The 20,045-nt window shown below is 65.0% G+C and carries 17 protein-coding genes; 14 read left to right on the top strand and 3 right to left on the bottom strand.

All coding sequences use genetic code 11. The features are described 5' to 3' along the window. The first annotated feature begins 88 nt into the window (after nt 1–88). Nucleotides 89–1,294 (top strand): zinc metallochaperone GTPase ZigA, encoded by a 1,206-nt coding sequence (zigA, locus tag AC066Y_RS00450; protein WP_478272182.1) that lies wholly within the window; start codon nt 89–91, stop codon nt 1,292–1,294. Between the two features lie 232 nt (nt 1,295–1,526). Then, nucleotides 1,527–2,678, top strand: a complete 1,152-nt coding sequence (locus AC066Y_RS00445; RefSeq protein ID WP_478272181.1) for a DUF3095 domain-containing protein — start codon at nt 1,527–1,529, stop codon at nt 2,676–2,678. A 178-nt stretch (nt 2,679–2,856) separates the two neighbouring features. Here AC066Y_RS00445 and AC066Y_RS00440 read toward each other — a convergent pair whose 3' ends face one another. The 3 genes from AC066Y_RS00440 to AC066Y_RS00430 all read right to left on the bottom strand — a co-directional run bounded on the left by AC066Y_RS00440 (nt 2,857) and on the right by AC066Y_RS00430 (nt 5,547). Continuing rightward, nucleotides 2,857–3,300 carry a DUF2147 domain-containing protein gene (locus AC066Y_RS00440; RefSeq protein ID WP_478272180.1) on the bottom strand — a complete coding sequence of 148 codons (444 nt, stop codon included), beginning with the start codon at nt 3,298–3,300 and terminating at the stop codon, nt 2,857–2,859. A 195-nt stretch (nt 3,301–3,495) separates the two neighbouring features. Further along, nucleotides 3,496–4,881: an MATE family efflux transporter gene (locus AC066Y_RS00435; RefSeq protein ID WP_478272179.1), complete on the bottom strand. Its 1,386-nt coding sequence runs from the start codon at nt 4,879–4,881 to the stop codon at nt 3,496–3,498. Between the two features lie 135 nt (nt 4,882–5,016). After that, nucleotides 5,017–5,547 (bottom strand): GNAT family N-acetyltransferase, encoded by a 531-nt coding sequence (locus AC066Y_RS00430; protein ID WP_478272178.1) that lies wholly within the window; start codon nt 5,545–5,547, stop codon nt 5,017–5,019. 141 nt (nt 5,548–5,688) lie between these two features. On the opposite strand from AC066Y_RS00430, the gene AC066Y_RS00425 reads away from it, so the two are divergent. From AC066Y_RS00425 to ftsH, 12 genes are all read left to right on the top strand, one after another. Then, nucleotides 5,689–6,288: a superoxide dismutase gene (locus AC066Y_RS00425; protein ID WP_050404466.1), complete on the top strand. Its 600-nt coding sequence runs from the start codon at nt 5,689–5,691 to the stop codon at nt 6,286–6,288. A gap of 243 nt (nt 6,289–6,531) precedes the next feature. After that, the gene (gene crcB, locus AC066Y_RS00420) at nt 6,532–6,918 is read left to right on the top strand and encodes a fluoride efflux transporter CrcB (RefSeq protein ID WP_176533700.1); all 387 of its coding nucleotides are present in this window, start codon (nt 6,532–6,534) and stop codon (nt 6,916–6,918) included. 684 nt (nt 6,919–7,602) lie between these two features. Further along, nucleotides 7,603–8,316: a protein TolQ gene (gene tolQ / locus AC066Y_RS00415; protein WP_016846954.1), complete on the top strand. Its 714-nt coding sequence runs from the start codon at nt 7,603–7,605 to the stop codon at nt 8,314–8,316. 95 nt (nt 8,317–8,411) lie between these two features. After that, nucleotides 8,412–8,879 carry a biopolymer transporter ExbD gene (locus AC066Y_RS00410; RefSeq protein ID WP_212320444.1) on the top strand — a complete coding sequence of 156 codons (468 nt, stop codon included), beginning with the start codon at nt 8,412–8,414 and terminating at the stop codon, nt 8,877–8,879. A gap of 88 nt (nt 8,880–8,967) precedes the next feature. Continuing rightward, nucleotides 8,968–9,912 (top strand): cell envelope integrity TolA family protein, encoded by a 945-nt coding sequence (locus AC066Y_RS00405; protein WP_478272177.1) that lies wholly within the window; start codon nt 8,968–8,970, stop codon nt 9,910–9,912. Nucleotides 9,913–10,015: 103 nt separating this feature from the next. Then, on the top strand, nt 10,016–11,308 hold the full coding sequence (gene tolB, locus AC066Y_RS00400; protein WP_420831871.1) for a Tol-Pal system beta propeller repeat protein TolB: 1,293 nt from the start codon (nt 10,016–10,018) through the stop codon (nt 11,306–11,308). A gap of 182 nt (nt 11,309–11,490) precedes the next feature. Beyond that, nucleotides 11,491–13,815, top strand: coding sequence for a putative bifunctional diguanylate cyclase/phosphodiesterase (locus tag AC066Y_RS00395; RefSeq protein WP_478272176.1), 2,325 nt, complete (start codon nt 11,491–11,493; stop codon nt 13,813–13,815). A 174-nt stretch (nt 13,816–13,989) separates the two neighbouring features. Next, nucleotides 13,990–14,724, top strand: a complete 735-nt coding sequence (locus tag AC066Y_RS00390) for an N-acyl amino acid synthase FeeM domain-containing protein (RefSeq protein ID WP_478272175.1) — start codon at nt 13,990–13,992, stop codon at nt 14,722–14,724. A 270-nt stretch (nt 14,725–14,994) separates the two neighbouring features. Then, nucleotides 14,995–15,489: a peptidoglycan-associated lipoprotein Pal gene (gene pal / locus AC066Y_RS00385; protein WP_092123460.1), complete on the top strand. Its 495-nt coding sequence runs from the start codon at nt 14,995–14,997 to the stop codon at nt 15,487–15,489. A gap of 248 nt (nt 15,490–15,737) precedes the next feature. Continuing rightward, complete coding sequence (gene ybgF, locus AC066Y_RS00380) at nt 15,738–16,775, top strand: tol-pal system protein YbgF (RefSeq protein ID WP_478272174.1); 1,038 nt, start codon at nt 15,738–15,740, stop codon at nt 16,773–16,775. A gap of 48 nt (nt 16,776–16,823) precedes the next feature. Continuing rightward, nucleotides 16,824–17,861, top strand: coding sequence for a tRNA lysidine(34) synthetase TilS (gene tilS, locus AC066Y_RS00375; protein WP_478272173.1), 1,038 nt, complete (start codon nt 16,824–16,826; stop codon nt 17,859–17,861). A gap of 259 nt (nt 17,862–18,120) precedes the next feature. Then, nucleotides 18,121–20,043, top strand: coding sequence for an ATP-dependent zinc metalloprotease FtsH (gene ftsH, locus AC066Y_RS00370; protein ID WP_092123466.1), 1,923 nt, complete (start codon nt 18,121–18,123; stop codon nt 20,041–20,043). Nucleotides 20,044–20,045 lie beyond the last annotated feature (2 nt).

Below are 20,045 nucleotides of genomic sequence, written 5' to 3'. Positions count from 1 at the left end.
GGCCCGTTGATGTTATGTTATAACATAACATCATGCGAATGCCCCATGTCCCGCCGCCGCCCGTCCCTCCAGCAACTGTTTGATCTCGATGCAGAAACTCCCCGTCACCATCTTGTCCGGCTTCCTCGGGGCTGGAAAGACCACTTTGCTGAACCACGTGCTGAACAACCGCCACGGCCTGAAGGTTGCGGTGATTGTGAACGACATGAGCGAGGTGAACATCGACGCCGACCTCGTCCGCGATGGCGGTGCGAACCTGTCCCGGACTGACGAAAAACTGGTCGAGATGAGCAATGGCTGCATCTGCTGCACGCTGCGCGACGATCTCCTGAAAGAGGTGCGCGCGCTCGCCGAGAGCGGCCGCTTCGATTATCTCCTGATCGAATCGACCGGCATTTCCGAGCCCCTGCCGGTCGCCGCGACCTTCGAGTTTCGCGACGAAGATGGCCGGAGCCTCTCCGACGTCGCGCGCCTCGACACCATGGTCACGGTGGTCGACGCCGCCAATCTCTTGAAGGACTATGCCTCGACCGATTTCCTCAGCCAGCGCGGCGAGGCGCTCGACGGCGACAAGCGCACCTTGGTCGATCTCCTGGTCGAGCAGATCGAGTTCGCCGACGTCGTCGTGCTGAACAAGGTCGATGCGGCAACGCCGGCCGAGCGCGCGGCCGCGGCGACCATCGTGCGCGCGCTCAATCCCGACGCCGACCTCGTCGAGGCGAATTTTGCAGACGTGCCGTTCGACCGCGTGCTCGACACCGGCCGCTTCGACCATGAGCGCGCGCAGCAGCATCCGCTTTGGCACAAGGAGCTTTACGGTTTCGCCGAGCATGTGCCGGAGACCGAGGAGTACGGCATCACGAGCTTCGTCTATCGCGCGCGGCGCCCGTTCGATCCGGTGCGGTTTCACGGCTTCCTGCGCGAGAGCTGGCAAGGCGTGATCCGCGCCAAGGGCCATTTCTGGATCGCGACGCGCCCGGATTGGTGCGGCGAGATGAGCCAGGCCGGCGCCATCGTGCGAACCGAAGGCCTCGGCTCGTGGTGGGCCGCGATCCCGCGCGAGCGCTGGCCGGATCATCCGGACTGGCGGCTGATGATGCAGCGGAGCTGGAACGATCTCTACGGCGATCGCCGGCAGGAGCTGGTCTTCATCGGCTCCGGCATGAACGAAGCCGACATCCGCCGCCGGCTCGATGCCTGCCTGGTCGCGGGCAGGCCGGGTATGGACCCGCAGGCCTGGGCAAAACTCCGCGATCCGTTTCCGCCGTGGAGACGAACGGGCGAGGCGGCGTGAAGGCATTTTGATCCGGCGCATGATGCCGTCCCCGTCATCCTGAGGAGCGCGTAGCGCGTCTCGAAGGATGCACGGCCCCGTTGATGGCCGTCGACCCTTCGAGACGCCGCTTCGCGGCTCCTCAGGGTGACGGGACCTAGCTCCGCTCGGGCTGCGCTTTCAAAACCCCGTCCCAACCCGCGCCGTATCTGCTAGAGAGTTTCGTGGCAGGCGGAAACAGCACGGCGTTGCGATGGCTGGCGGCAGCGAGATCTTCTACGGCGGCATTCCGGTGTTTCGCGGCTTCGCGCGCCTGATGGATCCGGCGCTGTATGCGCCGTTGCCCGACGACTGGACGGTCGGCGTCGCCGATATCGTCGAGTCGACCAAGGCGATCGCGGCGCAGCGCTACAAGGCGGTCAACATGGCCGGCGCCGCGGTGGTCGCCGCCGTCACCAATGCGCTGGATGGCCGCGAATTCCCGTTCGTGTTCGGCGGCGATGGCGCGAGCTTCGCGGTCGCGCCCGCCGATCTCGACAGAGCGCGCGACGCACTCGCCGCAACCGCGCGCTGGGTGCGCGATGATCTCGATCTGGTGCTGCGGGTGGCGTTGGTGCCGATCGCCGCGATCCGCGCCGCGGGTGCCGACGTGCGTGTCGCGCGCTTCGGGCCGTCAGCCAATCTGTCCTATGCGATGTTCTCCGGCGGCGGTCTTGCGTTTGCCGATGCCGCGATGAAGCGCGGCGAGTTCGCGCTCGATCCGGCGCCTGAGGGCACGCAGCCCGATCTGTCCGGCCTGTCCTGCCGCTTCGAGGTGATGCCGTCGGCGCGCGGCGTCATCCTCTCGGTCTTGGTGCTGCCGGCGAACGACGCCGATCCCGCCGCCTTCCGCAAGGTGATCGAAGACCTCGTCGTCCGGATCGAGAAAAGCCCCGATGCGGGACGGCCCGTGCCGCCGGGCGGCCCGCCGCTGCGCTTTCCGCCGCAGGGCATCGAATACGAAGCGCGCGCCAGGCGATTCGGCGGACCGCTTGCGATGCGGCGCGCCGCGGTGCTGGGCTTTGCGTTGTGGGCCTTTGTCGTGTTTCGGCTCGGCCTCAAGGTCGGCACGTTCGCGCCGAAGCTCTATCTGCAGCAGGTGGTCGAGAACTCAGATTTCCGCAAGTTCGACGACGGCCTGCGCATGATCCTGGATTGCACGCCGGAACTCGCCGCCGAGCTCGAGCAGCGCCTGGTTGCCGCCGCCGCGCAGGGCATCGTGCGCTACGGCCTGCACGAGCAGGATGCCGCGATGATGACCTGCTTCACGCCGTCGGTGATGCGCGCCGACCACGTCCACTTCATCGACGGCGCCCGCGGCGGCTACGCCTCGGCCGCCACCGTGCTGAAGACGCGCGCGGTGTAAATCAGCTCCAGCCGTACGCACGATGCACCTCTCCCGCTTGCGGGGGAGGTCGGCGCGCGGAGCGCGACGGGTGGGGGCTCTCACCACAACATGACTCGTGGGGAGAACCCCCACCCCAACCCTCCCCCGCGAGCGGGAGAGGGGCGCAGCTTCTCCGCGGTTACTACTTGGCTAAGAATTACCGTCCCACGCGCGTCCAGATCTCGCCGCCGCATAGCGCGCCGACGCAGCCTTCGACGCGCAGCGTGCTCTCGCCGGTGACCGAGATGCGGCTCGCATAGGTGCCACCATCGTCGGCATTGTAGATCTGGCCCGACCATTTGCCTGCGGCAACCGGCTGCATGCCGGAGAACAGCGGCAGTCCGATGATCGGCCGGTTGGCCAGCGACGGATTGGGATTCTTGTTGTCGACCTGCGGCTTGCCGGTCATCGGATCGATCGGGTCGCGCAGGCTCACCACCACGCCGCAGATTCCGCCGCCGCATTTGCTGACCTTGACGCGGGCATCGCCGGCCTGGGTCTGCCAGACGCCGAAAGGCTCAGGCGCGCCCTGTGCATGCGCAGCAGGCACGGCGAGTGCCGTCGCAATGATTGCGATCACGAATCCGAATTTGCAGGCCATGACGTATTCCCCAAGAGGTCGGCCTGCATAACAAGTCGAAAGATTTCTGCAATGTAATAATCGCGCGGTCGGGCGGGCACGATCCGGAAAAATTTTGTAGCTTTTTTTCGAGGCCGCCATGCTCCGGCAAGGCTCGGAAGGGTGGCGGTGCCTTGCCGCGACCGAAGGCGCAGTGCGAGCCCCGGCCCTCCGGGTCTAGCCCCAGCGGGTCAGCTTGATCGACACGATGGTCGCGAGGCCGAATGCCACCATCGCACCTCCCACCAGCGCAAACAGCGTCCACGCGGGTGCGCTCGCGGTGGCGAGCCACCAGCCGCCGATGCCGACCAGCAGCAGGCGGATAGTCCCGGCCAGCACCGGCCCGCCGACCTTGGCTGCGCCTTGCGAGGAAAAATACAGGCAGACGCCGACGCCGAAGAAGCCGAAGCCCGGGCCGGCCAGCGCGAAATAGGACGAGGCTGCGGCAGTCACGCCGGGATCGGTGGTGAACAGCGCAATCCACAGCGTCGGCTTGAGTGCGACCACGAGGCCGACCACTCCGACGACAAGTCCGGCGACCGTGCCGGCGGTCCATGCCACCTTGCGAGCCCGCGTCACCAGTCCCGCACCGACGGCCATGCCGACCATCGGCACCGAGGCGACGCCGACCGCGAATGCGATCGGGATCAGCAGGAATTCCAGCCGCGAGCCCATGCCGTATCCGGCCAAGGTCTCGGTGCCGAAGCCTGCGAGAATCTTGGTGAAGATCAGAATGGTCAGCACGCTCTGCAGCGGCGACAGGCAGGAGATCGCGCCGACCTTGAGGATGTCGAGGAACATCGCGCGCTGGAAGCTGAAGGCGGCGAAGTCGAGCTTCAGCCGGCTTCGGCCGCTGGCGAGATACCAGGCGAGGAAGATCGCACCACACGTGAAAGCCGTGAGCTGGCCCGCGGCAACGCCGCGCATGCCGAGGCTCGGCATGCCGAACAGCCCGAGACCGAACACGCCGCCGACCGCGATCTGGATCGTCGAGACGGTGATCAGCGTCATCGAGGGGACGCGCATGTCGCCGGTGCCGCGCACAACGGAGGCGAGCGTGTTGACCAGCCAGATCGAGACTGCGCCCGAGAACAGCACCTGCGAGTAATGCATCGATTGTTCGAGCACGCCGCCGCGGCCGCCGAGCAGTGCATAGAAGTTGCGGCCGAAGCCCAGCATCATCACGGTGAAGAACAATCCGGCGCACCCGCCGATGATCGCCGCATGCAGCGCCAGGTCGGCGGCGCGGTCGCGGTCGCCGGCGCCGAGCGCGCGGCTGATCGCCGACGAGACGCCGCCGCCCATCGCGCCGGCCGACATCATCTGCGTCAGCATCGCAAACGGAAACACCAGCGCGATGCCGGCAAGCGGCTCGGTGCCGAGCCGGCCGATATAGGAGGTCTCGGCGACCGCGACCAGCGTCGAGCCGAACATCGCGATGGTGTTGGGGACCGCCAGCCGCAGCAGCGTCGGCAGGATCGGCGCCGTCAACAAATGATCGACCGGTACCGCAGGCGTGGCCGCGGCCGGGTTGATGTCGTCGATCGAGGCATCGATGGTCATGCGTCGGCGGCTCACTTCGGAAGCGGAGGGGGCGCACTGCAATTCGACGCCAGTGAACCAGGCTCGCAATCAATAAATGATGATCGACATGTTACGAGTTCGGGCCCGTCCTCGCCACCCGCGCTCGCGCAGGGGTCACCACGGCAGGCCGCATAGGTCGATCTTGCCCTGGCGCGGCGCGCGGACGATGTCGTTGACGAACGGCGCCATCGCCTCGAAGCGGATCTGCCCGGAAGGCTGTTCGCAATACACCTCGCCGGCGAAGGGATGCCAGCCGCGCGTCTGATAGAATGCGAAATTGTGCGGCTCGCAGAATAAGATTGCAAATTTCACCGCGTCATTGGCACGAATAGTGTGCACGGCGGCATCTAACGCGAGTGACGCATAGCCGCGCCGCCGGCAGTCCTCGCGGGTCGCAACCCCGCCGATGCCGGCGACATGCACCTTGTGGCCATTCCAGGTGATCGTCCGGAAATAGATACCGACATGGCAGGCCAGCCCGCTGTCATCGGACGCGTCGAGCAGCACGCGCAAATCCGCGTGAGCCCATTTGGTGTCCGCCCACTGCTTCTTCTCCATGATATCCGGGCTCCAGACCGCCCGGAGCAGCGGCTCGGCGCGCCGCCATGACGCATCTCCGTTGAGAATGTCGATTTCGATGCTCATCGCCTCAAGTCCTAGGTCTTGGTCCTCGGCTGCGCCGATCTGTCATACACGATCTGAAAATGCGGTGTTTCTCTGCCGTGGAACCTTCTATAAGGGGGACCCGTTAAGTGTAGTCTCCCACCCTCTGTTGGACATTACCCCATGACCTTCACGCTACCCGATCTGCCCTACGCCCACGACGCCCTTGCGCCCTACATGTCCAAGGAAACGCTGGAGTTTCACCACGACAAGCATCACCAGGCCTACGTCACGAACGGCAACAACGCGATCAAGGGGACCGAATTCGAAGGCAAGTCCCTCGAGGAGATCGTGAAGACCTCGTTCGGCAAGAACGCGGCCGTCTTCAACAATGCCGGTCAGCACTACAACCACATCCACTTCTGGAAGTGGATGAAGCCGAATGGCGGCGGCAGCAAGCTGCCCGGCCGGCTGGAGAAGAAGATCAACGAGGATCTCGGCGGCTTCGAGAAGTTCAAGACCGACTTCGCCGCTGCCGGCGTCGGCCAGTTCGGCTCCGGCTGGGCCTGGCTGCAGGTCAAGGGCGGCAAGCTCGAGATCGCCAAGACCCCGAACGGCGAGAACCCGCTGGTCCATGGCGCGGTGCCGATCCTCGGCGTCGATGTCTGGGAGCACTCCTACTACATCGACTACCGCAACCGCCGCCCGGACTATCTGAAGGCGTTCGTCGACAGCCTCGTCAATTGGGATTACGTCGACGAACTGTTCGGCAAGGCCGGCTGAGCGCAGATCGCAATTCGGCTCGACCCTCTTACCCTCCCCGGGAGGGGGAGGGTCGACGCGAATGAAATGAGCGGCGGGGTGGGATGACGGTCTATCCACGCGCGACACCGTCCGTGTTGAGAGATCACCCCACCCCGTTTCGCATTCCGCTTCGCTTCATGCGAACCGACCCTCCCCCTCGAGGGGACGGTGAGCTTGAGCGGCGCGTATTGTGAGCTTCTCGACACACCAGCGGGGGCATTGGTGGGTAACGCGGCAAGCTATCTCCTCGTCTTCTTCGGCGGCGGCCTCGGCGCGACGCTGCGTCACCTGATCAATGTCACTTGCGCGCGCTGCATCGGCACCGCGTTTCCCTACGGTACCTTCATCATCAACATCACGGGCTCGACCGTGATGGGCCTGATTGCAGGCTACCTCGCCTTCAAGGGCGAGGCCTCGCAGCCCTGGCGGCTGTTCCTGATGACCGGCATCCTCGGCGGCTACACCACCTTCTCCGCCTTCTCGCTCGACACCGCGCTGCTCTATGAGCGCGGCGAACTCGGCCTTGCCGCGCTGTATGTCGCGGGCTCGGTGGCGTTGTCGATCGCGGGTCTGTTCGCTGGGCTTGCGATCGTCAGGCATTTGACCTGAGGGGGATTCCTCTGCTCGTCATTCCCCGGTGCGCAATTGCGCACCTGAGGGCTCGCGCAGCGAGAGCCCGGAGCCTGTCATCGGGCGCGCGTTCGCGCGACCCGTTGGTGCTGCCCCGGAATGATGGGGATGGCGGTGCGTCCCCACCCACTGTCATCGCCCGGTCGATGACACCGAGATGAAGTACGCAATGACCGTGCGTCGTATCGCGCGAGAACCATCCACGTCGTCCTGGCGAAAGCCAGGACCCATTACCCCAAATCTCAATTGTTGCACGACGCGGGGGCCACGATCCGCTTCATCACCGATTGCGGTGGTTATGGGTCCTGGCTTTCGCCAGGACGACGCGGGGAGGAGGCGTGCGGCATCACCCCACCATCCGGCGAATCCATTCATCTGCGGAACCCGCCAACCGCCTCGGCCGGCGGCATTTCCCGGCTCCAAATTTCCCTTTGGTAACCTCGCCTTAACCATGATTAGCGTTTGGTTAGGGTCGGAATGCCGCGTGAAAAGCCCTCGTTTTGACATGTTGGCAGGGGAAGCAGGGCTCGGCTTTGGACGGGCCCCCCATGCGACAGATGCAAGAGGCTTTCGCGCAGTTTCGCCGCGCCTGATGCGGCCGTGGAATCGGTGCCGATTGGCGGCCCGCCTGATGGGGACACTTGCGTTGAGAGGATATTGCCGATGAATCCCGCCGACGTGGCTCAGTCAACTCTGCCACTGGCATCGAGCGATGTGTCGTTGATCGCGCTGTTTTGGCAGGCTCATTGGGTCGTCAAATGCGTGATGTTGGGACTTTTGTCCTGCTCGGTGTGGGTCTGGGCGATCGCGATCGACAAGATCCTGCTCTATGCCCGCACCAAGCGGGCGATGGACAAGTTCGAGCAGGCGTTCTGGTCCGGCCAGTCGATCGAGGAACTCTACCGGGCCCTTTCGGCCAAGCCGACCCAGTCGATGGCGGCCTGTTTCGTGGCGGCGATGCGGGAGTGGAAGCGCTCCTTCGAGAGCCAGTCCCGGTCCTTTGCCGGCCTGCAGGCCCGGATCGAGAAGGTCATGAACGTCTCGATCGCCCGGGAGGTGGAGCGGCTGGAACGGCGGCTGCTGGTGCTCGCCACCGTCGGCTCGGCCGGCCCCTTTGTCGGCCTGTTCGGCACCGTCTGGGGCATCATGTCGAGCTTCCAGTCGATCGCGGCCTCGAAAAACACCTCTTTGGCGGTGGTGGCGCCCGGTATCGCGGAAGCGCTGTTTGCGACCGCAATCGGCCTGATTGCCGCAATTCCGGCGACTATTTTCTACAATAAGTTCACCTCGGAGGTGAACCGGCAGGCCGCGCGCCTGGAGGGGTTCGCCGACGAGTTCTCCGCCATCCTGTCGCGTCAGATCGACGAGCGGGGCTAGAGCATGATCGGGAAAAGTGGAGGCCGGTTTTCCGAAAGGATCATGCTCAAACAAAGAACTGAACTTATGATGGTCACTGTTGTGAGCGCACGATCATGGCGATGAGCATGGCAGGGTCCGGCGGTAGTGGCAGACGCCGCCGCGGGCGCAAGCCGGTCATGGCCGAGATCAACGTCACGCCGATGGTCGACGTGATGCTGGTGCTGCTGATCATCTTCATGGTCGCCGCGCCGCTGATGACGTCGAACATCGACATCGACCTGCCGGTCGCGAGCGGCGGCAAGTCGATCTCGTCGAACCAACCGCCGCTGACGCTGTCGGTCAAGCGCACCGGCGGCGGCTGCAACTCGAACGTCGAGCTCTATCTCGGCGACGCGCCGGTCACGGCGGCCGACTTTCCGGCCAAGATCAAGGCGATCGGAGACGCCCGGTCGGATGCCGAAAAGGTGGTTTATCTGCGTGGCGACAAGGATGTCTGTTACACGGATATGATGAAATTGCTCGGGGAGGTCCGGGCCGCGGGATTCAAGGCGAATATCGTCATCATCCCGGAAGGCGGATAGAGCATGATCCGGAAAAGTGGAGACCGGTTTTCCGATCAGATCATGCTCCAATATGAGGCCATGTGCGGCAAGGCACGGGGAGCCTGATTTGAAGGTCAAGGTCGACAAGACTCTGGCGGCATCGATTGTCCTGCACGTCCTCGTGATCGGGTGGGGCCTCGTGTCGTTTTCGACCAGGGCGTACGTGATGCCCGAAGAAGAGTCGGTCGCGGTCGACGTGATCTCCGCCGACCAGCTCTCCCATGTCATGACCGGCCAGAAGGACGGCAAGAAGGAAAATCCCAAGCCGTTGGTCGACAAGGTCGCCGAGGCCAAGCCGGTCGACGACACCGTCGGCAAGGTCGAAGAGAAGAAGCCGCCTGTCGTGACCGACACCGCGCCGCAGCCGGCGCCGAAGGTGGAGAAGCCGGAAGACAAGAAGCCGGATCCGCCGAAGAAGGTCGAGAACAAGCCCGAGAATAAGCCAAAGGAAGAGCCGAAGCCGGTCGAGAAGAAACCCGATCCGGTGAAGCCCGACCCGATCGCCGAAGCAATCAAGAAGGAAGAGAAGAAGCCGCCGCCGAAGCCTGCCGCGCAGGCCGCCAAGCCGCCGCCGGAGCAGAAGCCGAAGGATCGCGTGTTCGACCAGAGCAAGATCGCAGCGCTGCTCGACAAGCGGGACCCGACGCGCGCCGCGGCGACCGGCGATGCACTGAACGCCAACGCTGCGCTCGGCACCTCGAAGGGCAAGGCCGCCGACAACTCCGCGACCTGGGGCGCGATGTTCCGGCAGCAGGTCGAACGCTGCTGGAAGAAGCCTTACGGTGGAATAGAGGCGCAGATGGCGGAGGCCGTGTTCTCAATCCATTTGAAGCGCGATGGTACGCTGGAAGGCATGCCGGTCGTGGTGGGAACGGCGAAGACGCCTTACCTTCGGGTGTATCAGGAGAGCGGCTTGCGCGCGATCATCGAGTGCCAGCCCTATCGGTTGCCTCCAGGTTTCTTTGAGGAGTGGCAGTTCTTTGAGCCGGCCTTTACCGAGCGGCAGAGCTGAGAATGCGCGCCACTGTTTACGAGCATGAGTTCGAGCGATGATTGACAAGACCCGATTGCCTGAAGCGCTGTTTCGTCCGAGCCGCCGGCAGATCCTGTCCGGCATGGCGTCTGCCGGCGTGATGCTGAGTGGTCTCACCGGCCCCGCATCCGCTCAGAAGCGGATCACCATCACCGAGGGCGAGTTTGCGCCGGTGCCGATCGCGATCCCGAACTTTGCCGCCGGCACGCCTGGCGACGCCGAAGTCGGCGTCGGCGTCACGCAGGTGATCACCAACAACCTGAAGCGCAGCGGCTTGTTCGCGCCGATCGATCAGGCCGCTTATCTCGAGAAGCAGATCAACATCGACGCGGCGCCGAACTTCAACAACTGGAAGAGCATCAACGCGCAGGCGCTGGTGACCGGCCGCATGACACGCCAGGGCAACGGGCGCGTGAAGGCGGAATTCCGCCTCTGGGACGTCAACACCGGCCAGCAGCTCGCCGGCCAGCAGTACGACACCTCGGCCGAATACTGGCGCCGCATCGCGCACATCATCTCCGACCAGATCTATGAGCGCATGACCGGCGAGAAGGGCTATTTCGATACCCGCGTCGTGTTCGTCGACGAGAGTGGCGCTGCGGATCGCCGCGTCAAGCGGCTGGCGCTGATGGACCAGGACGGCGCCAATGTGCGCTATCTGACCCGCGGCTCGGATCTCGTGCTGACGCCGCGCTTCTCGCCGTCGACCCAGGAAATCACCTACATGGAGTTCGGGCAGGGCGACCCGCGCGTCTATCTGCTCAACATCGAGACCGGCCAGCGCGAGATCGTCGGCAACTTCCCGGGCATGTCGTTCTCGCCGCGCTTCTCGCCCGACGGCCAGCGCGTCATCATGAGCCTGCAACAGGGCGGCAACTCCAACCTGTTCGTGATGGACCTGCGCTCGAAGTCGATGACGCGGCTGACCGACACGCCGGCGATCGACACCTCGCCATCCTACGCGCCCGACGGCACGCGGCTCTGCTTCGAGTCCGATCGCGGCGGCAAGCCGCAGATCTACGTGATGCCGGCAACCGGCGGCGCGGCACAGCGCATCTCGTTCGGCGACGGCACCTATTCGACGCCGGTGTGGTCGCCGCGCGGCGACTACATCGCCTTCACCAAGCAGGGCGGCGGGCAGTTCGCGATCGGCATCATGAAGCCGGACGGCTCCGGCGAGCGCATCCTGACCTCGGGCTTCCATAATGAAGGCCCGACCTTTGCGCCGAACGGACGCGTCGTGATGTTCTTCCGCGATCCCGGCGGCAACAGCGGTCCGTCGCTGTTCACCATCGACGTTTCCGGGCGCAACGAACTGCGGGTGCCGACCCCGGGTTTTGCCTCCGACCCCGCCTGGTCGCCGCTGTTGTCGTGAGGCTGGCGCAGGGCTGCTCCGGGGAACCCTCGGGCGGTCGGCACTTCTTACCTAGCGCACTGAAACTTATGCCGAATTTCGGCTGTCAATGGGTCGCGGCAACGACTCGCTAACGATGTTCCCTCAGAAAGACTTCACCTGCGATCAGTAAGAGTGCGAGCTGAAAAGGACGCGCGCTCTCAATGCAGTTTGCAAGCCAGACGGGAGAACCGGACCAGACGATGTCGCCGACGATCTCCGCGGCGCTAGTCGATTCCCTGTTCATGAACCCCGCGCCCATGATCTTCGGCGCCTTCGGCCCCGCCATCGCGGGCGCCGTGATTGCGTTCGTCACCGGCAATCTGCTGTCCTGGCTGTGCGTGCCGCTGTTCATCGTGGTGGGTCTGGCGCGCGCGCTGCAGATGTACCGCTATCAGCAGCGCAGTTCCCGTCTCACCGTCGAAGAATCCGTGACGTGGGAGAAGCGCTACCGGATCGGCAGCCTCGCCTACGGCATCGCGCTTGGTCTGTGGGGCGCAGCGGTGCTGCTCACGACCAGCGATGCCGCGGCTCATATGCTCTGCGTGACCACGGTGGTCGCCTACACCTCAGCGGGGGTAGGGCGGACCTTCGGCCGGCCGCAGATATTCCACCAGCATCTGCTGATGTCGATCGGTCCCCTGATCGCGGCGCTGATGTATGTCGGCGGTCCCTATCACGTCGCCCTTGCGCTGCTCAGCCTAGTGTTCTTCAGCGCCATCCGGCACCTCACGTCCAGCCTGCAGCGCATCTACGTCAACGCCTGGATCGCCAAGGAGCGCGAGGCCGCGCTGGCGGGCCAGTTCGATACCGCGCTGAACAACATGCCGCACGGCCTGTGCATGTTCAGCGCCGACGGCCGCCTTGCGGTGATGAACCACCGCTTCATCGAGATGATGGAGCTGTCGGACGATTTCGTGAAGCGCGGCGCCAGCGCGACCGACATCTGCAATGCCTGCGTGCTGTCCGGCGCGATCTCGGCCGCGGCCGCGCAACAGATTCTCTACGAGATCGAGAGCTCCCAGCGCGGCGACATCGTCACCAGCGACCCCGATCCGGCCCAGAACCGTTCGCTGGACTGGACGTTCCAGCCGATGCCAGGCGGCGGTACGGTTGTGCTGGTCGAGGACATTACCGAGCGCAAGGACGCCGAGGCCAGGATCAGCCATCTCGCGCGCTACGACGAACTGACCGCGCTGCCCAACCGCGTCAATTTCCGCGACGAGATCGGCAGGCTGCTCGCCATGCAGCACGGCGACCATCGCTCCGCATTGCTGTTCGTCGATCTCGACCAGTTCAAGCAGGTCAACGATACGCTCGGCCATCCCTGCGGCGACCAGCTGCTCTGCGCGGTCGCCGAACGGCTGCGCGAGATGCTGCGTCCGGAGGATTTCGTGGCCCGGTTCGGCGGCGACGAGTTCGTGGTGTTCCAGCAGAACATCCACTCGCATGAGGACGCCGCGGCGCTGGCGCGGCGCATCGTCGACCGCCTCAGCGAGCGCTACAAGATCGACAACCATCTGGTCGAGATCGGCGCCAGCGTCGGCATTGCGATGACCGCGCCCGGCGTCGGCGCCGACACGCTGCTGAAGAACGCCGACATGGCGCTCTACCGTGCCAAGGCCGACGGCCGCGGTACCTTCTGCTTCTTCCGCGACGAGATGGCCCAGACTGTCGAGGCCCGCCGCATCCTCGAGCTCGATCTGCGCAAGGCGCTCGCCAACGAGGAATTCGAGCTGTTCTACCAGCCGCTGATCAACCTGAAGTCCGGCAAGGTCTCGACCTGCGAGGCGCTGCTGCGCTGGAACCATCCGGCGCGCGGCACGGTCTCACCGGTCGACATCATTCCGGTCGCCGAGGACATGGGCCTGATCGTCGATCTCGGCCGCTGGATCCTGCGCAAGGCCTGCATGGAATGCATGAAGTGGCCGGAGGCAGTGAGCGTCGCGGTCAATTTCTCGCCGCAGCAGTTCCATCAGCGCGACGTGCTGAGCGAGGTCCGCTACGCGCTCGAGGTCTCCGGTCTGCCGGCGCACCGCCTCGAGATCGAGATCACCGAATCCTCGCTGCTCCACAATACCGAGCTGACCCACGACGTGCTGTCGCAACTGCGCTCGCTCGGCGTGCGGATCTCGCTGGATGATTTCGGCACCGGCTACTCGTCGCTCAGCTATTTGCACAATTTCCCGCTGCAGAAGGTCAAGATCGACCGCTCCTTCCTCGAAGGCATCGACAGCGATCGGCCGCTGACCTTGCTGCGCGGGGTGGCGCGACTGTCCGCGGACCTCGGCATGTCTGTCGTGGTCGAGGGCATTGAGACCAATGAGCAGCTCGAACTGATCAGCGCCGACGGCGCGGTGACCGAAGCACAGGGATACCTGTTCAGCCGGCCGGTTCCCGCGGTGCGCATCCGCCAGCTGCTCAACGCCTCGCATGGTCGACGCGCCGACGACCAGCGGCACGTGGTTCCCTCGCGCTCGATCGCTTGATCTAGCGCAATTTCCTCAATCGATAGTTGTGAAATCTTTCGACTGCTCGATCCGAATTGCACCCTCGCGGTCAGAAGTTAACTGTATTGCCGCGATTGCTTTGACGAAAATTAAGAAGCTGTTAATCTTTCGGCACGCGCGTTGAAGTTGTTGGGTTGTTGAGGGGATTACCACATGAGGTCCGCGGCCGAAGCCATCAAGCCCGCGACAGGAAGGCTTGCGGACCCTCTCGATCAAGTCGACTACCGCCTCGCTCAGACCCCCGAACAGAAAGACGAGATTTACCGGCTTCGCTACCGCGCCTATCTGCGCGAAGGCGCGATCCGGCCCTCGGCGGACGAGCGCGTCGTCGATCAGTTCGATGATGCTCCGAATGCGTGGGTGTTCGGCGTCTATCTGCAAGGCGAGCTCTGCAGCTCGATCCGCATCACCGTGGCGACACCGGAGTGGCGCTCCTCGCCGACGCTCGACGTGTTCGGCGACGTGCTGTTGCCGAAGCTCGATCAGGGTCTGATCTTCATCGATTCGACGCGCTTCGTCGCGGACCCCGACAAGGCGCGGAACCATCCGGAACTGCCCTATGTCACGGTGCGGCTCGGCTCGACCGCGGGCGTGCATTTCAACGCCGATTACGGCTTGGCGCCGGTCCGGCCGGAGCACATGGCGTTCTACCGGCGTGTGTTCCTGCATGAGATCTGGTCGGAACCGCGGCTCTACCCGGGGCTAGTGAAGCCGGTCGGGTTAATGGCGTCGCATCTGCCGACCGTGCGGGAACGTGTGCTCGCCCGCTATCCGTTCCTGCGCTCGAGCGCCTTCGAGCGGCGGATGCTGTTTGAGCGGGAAGGCCAGTTGCAGCCCGACGGTATCGTCCGGCCGTATGAGCGCGCCTCGATCGTGCCGAATCCCTGAGCAAGCCGGCGTTCTGATCAATCTGACATCGATCGACTGTTGCGCGCGGGCCAAATTGTCCTGCTAAAGCGGCCGGTTCCGGCGAACCTTGCCTTCCCTTCACCATCGCGCCACATTTGCCACCCATTAACCATCGGGGGCGCTTTTCGCCATTGCCTGGCATTTGATCGGCTCTAGCAAGGTCTCGTCAAGGTTGACGGAACGTTCGCTTAACCATCGCCCTGTAGACCCAATGGACAGTACGAAGAGCGTGAGCGTGGAGGCTCCGGAATGAAACATCAGATGCGTATCCTCCAGGGTATGAAGCTGGCTGCGGTTCTGGCGGTGGCGTTGTCGATGGGTGCCTGTGCCAACAAGAACCCGCTGGACGCCAATGGCGCGATCGGCGGCGCCGCGACGCCGGGCAGCCAACAGGATTTCGTCGTCAATGTCGGCGACCGTGTGTTCTTTGAGAGCGATCAGACCGATCTCAGCCCGCAGGCGACAGCGACCCTCGACAAGCAGGCGCAGTGGCTGCAGACCTACAACCGTTATTCCTTCACCATCGAAGGTCATGCCGACGAGCGCGGCACGCGCGAGTACAACATCGCGCTCGGTGCGCGCCGTGCCCAGTCGGTTCGTGCCTATCTCGCTTCGCGCGGCATCGATCCGAGCCGCATGCGCACCATCTCCTACGGCAAGGAGCGCCCGGTCGCGGTCTGTAACGACATCTCCTGCTGGTCGCAGAACCGCCGCGCCGTCACCGTGCTGAACGCCAGCTCCTGACGCGATCCTGGATGGGTTTTCCAAGCCGGCGCCTTCGGGCGCCGGTTTTGTTTTGGCCGCGTGAGAGCCCGACCCGGCTTCATCAAGATGAACCAAGCTGCGTGCAATTGGCCGCTTGCTTGTTCCACCGTCCGTACTAAACCGGTATCCGCGACGCTGTCCCGGATTTGAACTGCAAGTCACAATTCTGGCGTACTCCGTCCCTCAAAGTCGCGCGCTTTTCACGTCGATCTCGTCGTCAGGGCAAAATGTCATCCAGGCTTCATTTTCTTTCCTCCGCCGCGGCGATCGCGGCGCTGCTCGCCGTTTCCGCACCAGCGTTTGCCCAATCCGACGATTCCGATGCCGAGATGCGGATCGAGCGGCTGGAGAACCAGCTGCGGCAGCTGACCGGGCAGAACGAGGAGCTGCAGTACCGCAACCGCCAGCTCGAGGAGCGCCTGCGCCAGCTCGGCGGCCAGCCGCCCGGCCCGAATGGACAGCCTCCGGCGGCCCAGCCCGGTGTCGCGGCGGTGCCGCCGGCGCAGCAGGGGTACCCGCAGGCGCAGCCGGGCTACGCCCAGCCGCAGCAGGGGTATGGCCAGCCGCAGCAAGGATACGGCCGGCAGCCGCAGGGCGCCTATGACCAGCAGCAGATCGCAGCGCCCGCCCCGATCGTGCAGGAGCCGGCGGCGACGGCTCCCGGCCGCCGCGGCCGCGGTGATGCCTTCGATCCGACCCAGAATCCGAATGCCCCCGGCGCTCCGCGCGTGCTCGGTGGCGGCGGCCAGATGCCGATGCAGAACGATGCGGCGGTCGGCGCGCCCGGCGGCCGCGGCGCGGGCGAGCCGCTCGATCTCGGCAACACGAGCCCGCAGCGGGCGCCCGGCGCGAGCGCGGCCCTGACCACGTTGCCGCCGTCGGCGACGCCGAAGGACGAGTTCGACCTCGGTATCGGCTACATGCAGCGCAAGGACTATGCGCTCGCCGAAGAGACGATGAAGAACTTCGCCACCAAGTATCCGAGCGATCCTTTGGTGGCGGATTCGCAATACTGGCTCGGCGAAAGCTATTTCCAGCGCCAGCAATATCGCGATGCTGCGGAAACCTTCCTCGGTGTGACCACCAAATTCGACAAGTCCGCGAAGGCGCCCGACGCGCTGCTGCGGCTCGGCCAGTCGCTGGCGGCGCTGAAGGAAAAGGAAGCCGCCTGCGCCGCATTCGGCGAGATCACGCGGAAGTACCCGCGCGCGTCAGGCGGGGTCAAGGCTGCTGTTGACCGCGAGCAGAAGCGCGTGAAGTGCTAAACCAGCCGGGGGAGGCCGCTTCCGGCCTTTCCGCGACCTGCTGGTTCTATGATGCCCGACGACCAATCCGCCATCCCGGCAAGCGACGCCAAGCGCCTGTTCGCGGGCCTGGCGCGCGCGCCGGCGATCGTGCTCGCGGTGTCGGGCGGTCCCGATTCAGTCGCGCTGATGTGGCTGGCCGCGCGCTGGCGCCGCGCGCTGGCGCAGGGACCGCGGCTGGTGGCGGTCACCGTCGATCACGGCCTGCGTCCCGAAGCGGCCCGCGAGGCGCGCGACGTCAAGCGGCTGGCGCGAAGCCTCGACCTGCCGCATCAGACCTTGCGCTGGAGCGGGCCCAAGCCCAGCACCGGCGTGCCGGCAGCCGCGCGTGAGGCGCGCTATGGCCTGCTCGCGCAAGCCGCGCGCAAGCACGGTGCGACGCATATCCTGACCGCGCACACCCGTGACGACCAGGCCGAGACGCTGTTGATGCGGATGCTGCGCGGCAGTGGCGTCGCGGGCCTGTCGGCGATGGCGCGCGAGACCGAGCGCGACGGCGTCATGCTGACGCGACCGTTGCTCGATATCTCGAAGGCGCAGTTGATCGCAACGCTGAAGAAGGCGCGCATCGGTTTTGCCGACGATCCGACCAACCGCGATCCGTCCTTCACACGACCGCGGCTGCGCGCGCTGATGCCGCTGCTGGCGGAGGAAGGCGGCGACGCGCGGAACCTGGCACGGCTCGCTGCGCGGATCGCGCGCGCCAACGCCGCGCTGGAGGTGCTGGTGGATGGCGCCGAGCGCTATCTTGCGTTGAAAAGCGAGGATAACTTCGATGCGGACTTCGACGCGGCACGGTTCGCGGTGATGCCGGACGAAATCCGCCTCCGCCTGCTCAAGCGCGCCATCGACCGCACCGGACATGAGGGGCCGGCCGAACTCGGCAAGGTCGAAACCCTGCTCGCCGCGGTCGATGAGGCCGTCAATCAGCCCTTGCGACAACGCGAATCCAAGCTGAAACAGACGCTTGCCGGAGCGGTCATCAGCGTCGCCTCCGGCCGCATCAGGATCAGCCCGGCGCCGCCTCGCCGGGCCCGCTCCCGCTGAGCCGGGCTCGATTGTTTCAACCGCTGTCATAATCCGGCAAGGAGGCTTAACCACCCCGGAAAAACACCGGATTCCGCGTCATTTTTTGACCGGGAATCGGGCTAGGATGCGGTAAATAGTCGTGCGTGGTTCCCTTGGCATCGACCCCAGCGGCACCTAGATTGTAGGGCATCGACGGGATGGATTCCCTGGGGATTCCCACAGAGCCTGCCCAAGGATTAGAGAGAGGCCGCGATCCGCGCGACCACGAAGGAAGACCATGAACGCCAATCTGCGGAATTTCGCCCTCTGGGTCATCATTGTCCTGCTGTTGCTGGCGTTGTTCACGCTTTTCCAGAATCCTGGCCAGCGCTCGTCGTCCTCGGATATCTCGTTCTCGCAGCTTCTCACTGAGGTCGATCAGGGTCATGTCCGCGACGTCGTGATTCAGGGGCCCGAGATTCACGGCACCTTCAACAACGGCACCAGCTTCCAGACCTACGCGCCGAGCGATCCGTCGCTCGTGAAGCGCCTCTATGACGCCAAGGTGCAGATCACCGCGAAGGCGCCCGGCGACAACGTGCCGTGGTTCGTCTCGCTGCTCGTGTCCTGGTTGCCGTTCATCGCACTGATCGGCGTCTGGATCTTCCTGTCGCGGCAGATGCAGGGCGGCGCCGGCAAGGCGATGGGCTTTGGCAAGTCGCGCGCCAAGATGCTGACCGAGGCGCACGGCCGCGTCACCTTCGAGGACGTCGCGGGTGTCGACGAGGCCAAGCAGGATCTGCAGGAGATCGTCGAATTCCTCCGCGACCCCGGCAAATTCCAGCGGCTCGGCGGACGCATTCCGCGCGGCGTGCTGCTGGTCGGCCCTCCCGGCACCGGCAAGACGCTGATCGCGCGCGCGGTGGCGGGTGAAGCCAACGTGCCGTTCTTCACGATCTCCGGTTCTGACTTCGTCGAAATGTTCGTCGGCGTCGGCGCGAGCCGTGTCCGCGACATGTTCGAGCAGGCCAAGAAGAACGCGCCCTGCATCATCTTCATCGACGAAATCGACGCGGTCGGCCGTCATCGCGGCGCCGGCCTCGGCGGCGGCAATGATGAGCGCGAGCAGACGCTGAACCAGTTGCTGGTCGAGATGGACGGCTTCGAGGCCAATGAAGGCGTGATCCTGATCGCGGCGACCAACCGTCCCGACGTGCTCGATCCCGCGCTGCTGCGTCCGGGCCGCTTCGACCGTCAGGTCGTGGTGCCGAATCCGGATGTCGTCGGCCGCGAGCAGATCCTCAAGGTTCACGTCCGCAAGGTGCCGCTGGCGCCGGATATCAACCTCAAGACCATCGCGCGCGGCACCCCGGGCTTCTCGGGCGCCGACCTGATGAACCTCGTCAACGAGGCTGCGCTGACCGCCGCCCGCCGCAACAAGCGGATGGTGACGCAGGCCGAGTTCGAAGAGGCCAAGGACAAGGTGATGATGGGCGCCGAGCGCAAGTCGCTCGTCATGACCGAGGAAGAGAAGTTGCTGACGGCCTATCACGAGGGCGGCCACGCCATCGTCGGCCTCAACGTCGTCGCGACCGATCCGATCCACAAGGCGACCATCATTCCGCGCGGCCGTGCGCTGGGCATGGTGATGCAGCTGCCGGAGCGCGACAAGCTGTCGATGTCGCTGGAGCAGATGACCTCGCGCCTCGCCATCATGATGGGTGGCCGTGTCGCGGAAGAGCTGATCTTCGGCCGCGAGAAGGTGACTTCGGGCGCCGCCTCCGACATCGAGCAGGCGACCCGCCTGGCCCGCATGATGGTGACGCGCTGGGGCCTGTCGGAAGAGCTCGGCACCGTCTCCTATGGCGAGAACCAGGACGAGGTGTTCCTCGGCATGTCGGTCTCGCGCACCCAGAATGCGTCCGAGGCGACGGTCCAGAAGATCGACTCCGAGATCCGGCGTCTGGTCGAGGAAGGCTACAACGAGGCGACCAAGATCCTCACCGAGAAGCGCCAAGACCTCGAGGCGCTCGCCAAGGGCCTGCTCGAGTTCGAGACGCTGACCGGCGACGAGATCATCGACCTGCTGAAGGGCAAGAAGCCCAACCGCGAGTCGGTGCTGGAGCCGTCGACGCCGCGCGCCTCCGCCGTGCCGCCGGCCGGCAAGCCCCGCCCGCGTCCCGATCCGGACACCGGCATGGAGCCGCAGCCGCAGGCGTAAGC

The sequence above is a fragment of the Bradyrhizobium sp. USDA3010 genome, assembly GCF_056429065.1.
This window is presented reverse-complemented; position numbering and strand designations above follow the sequence as displayed.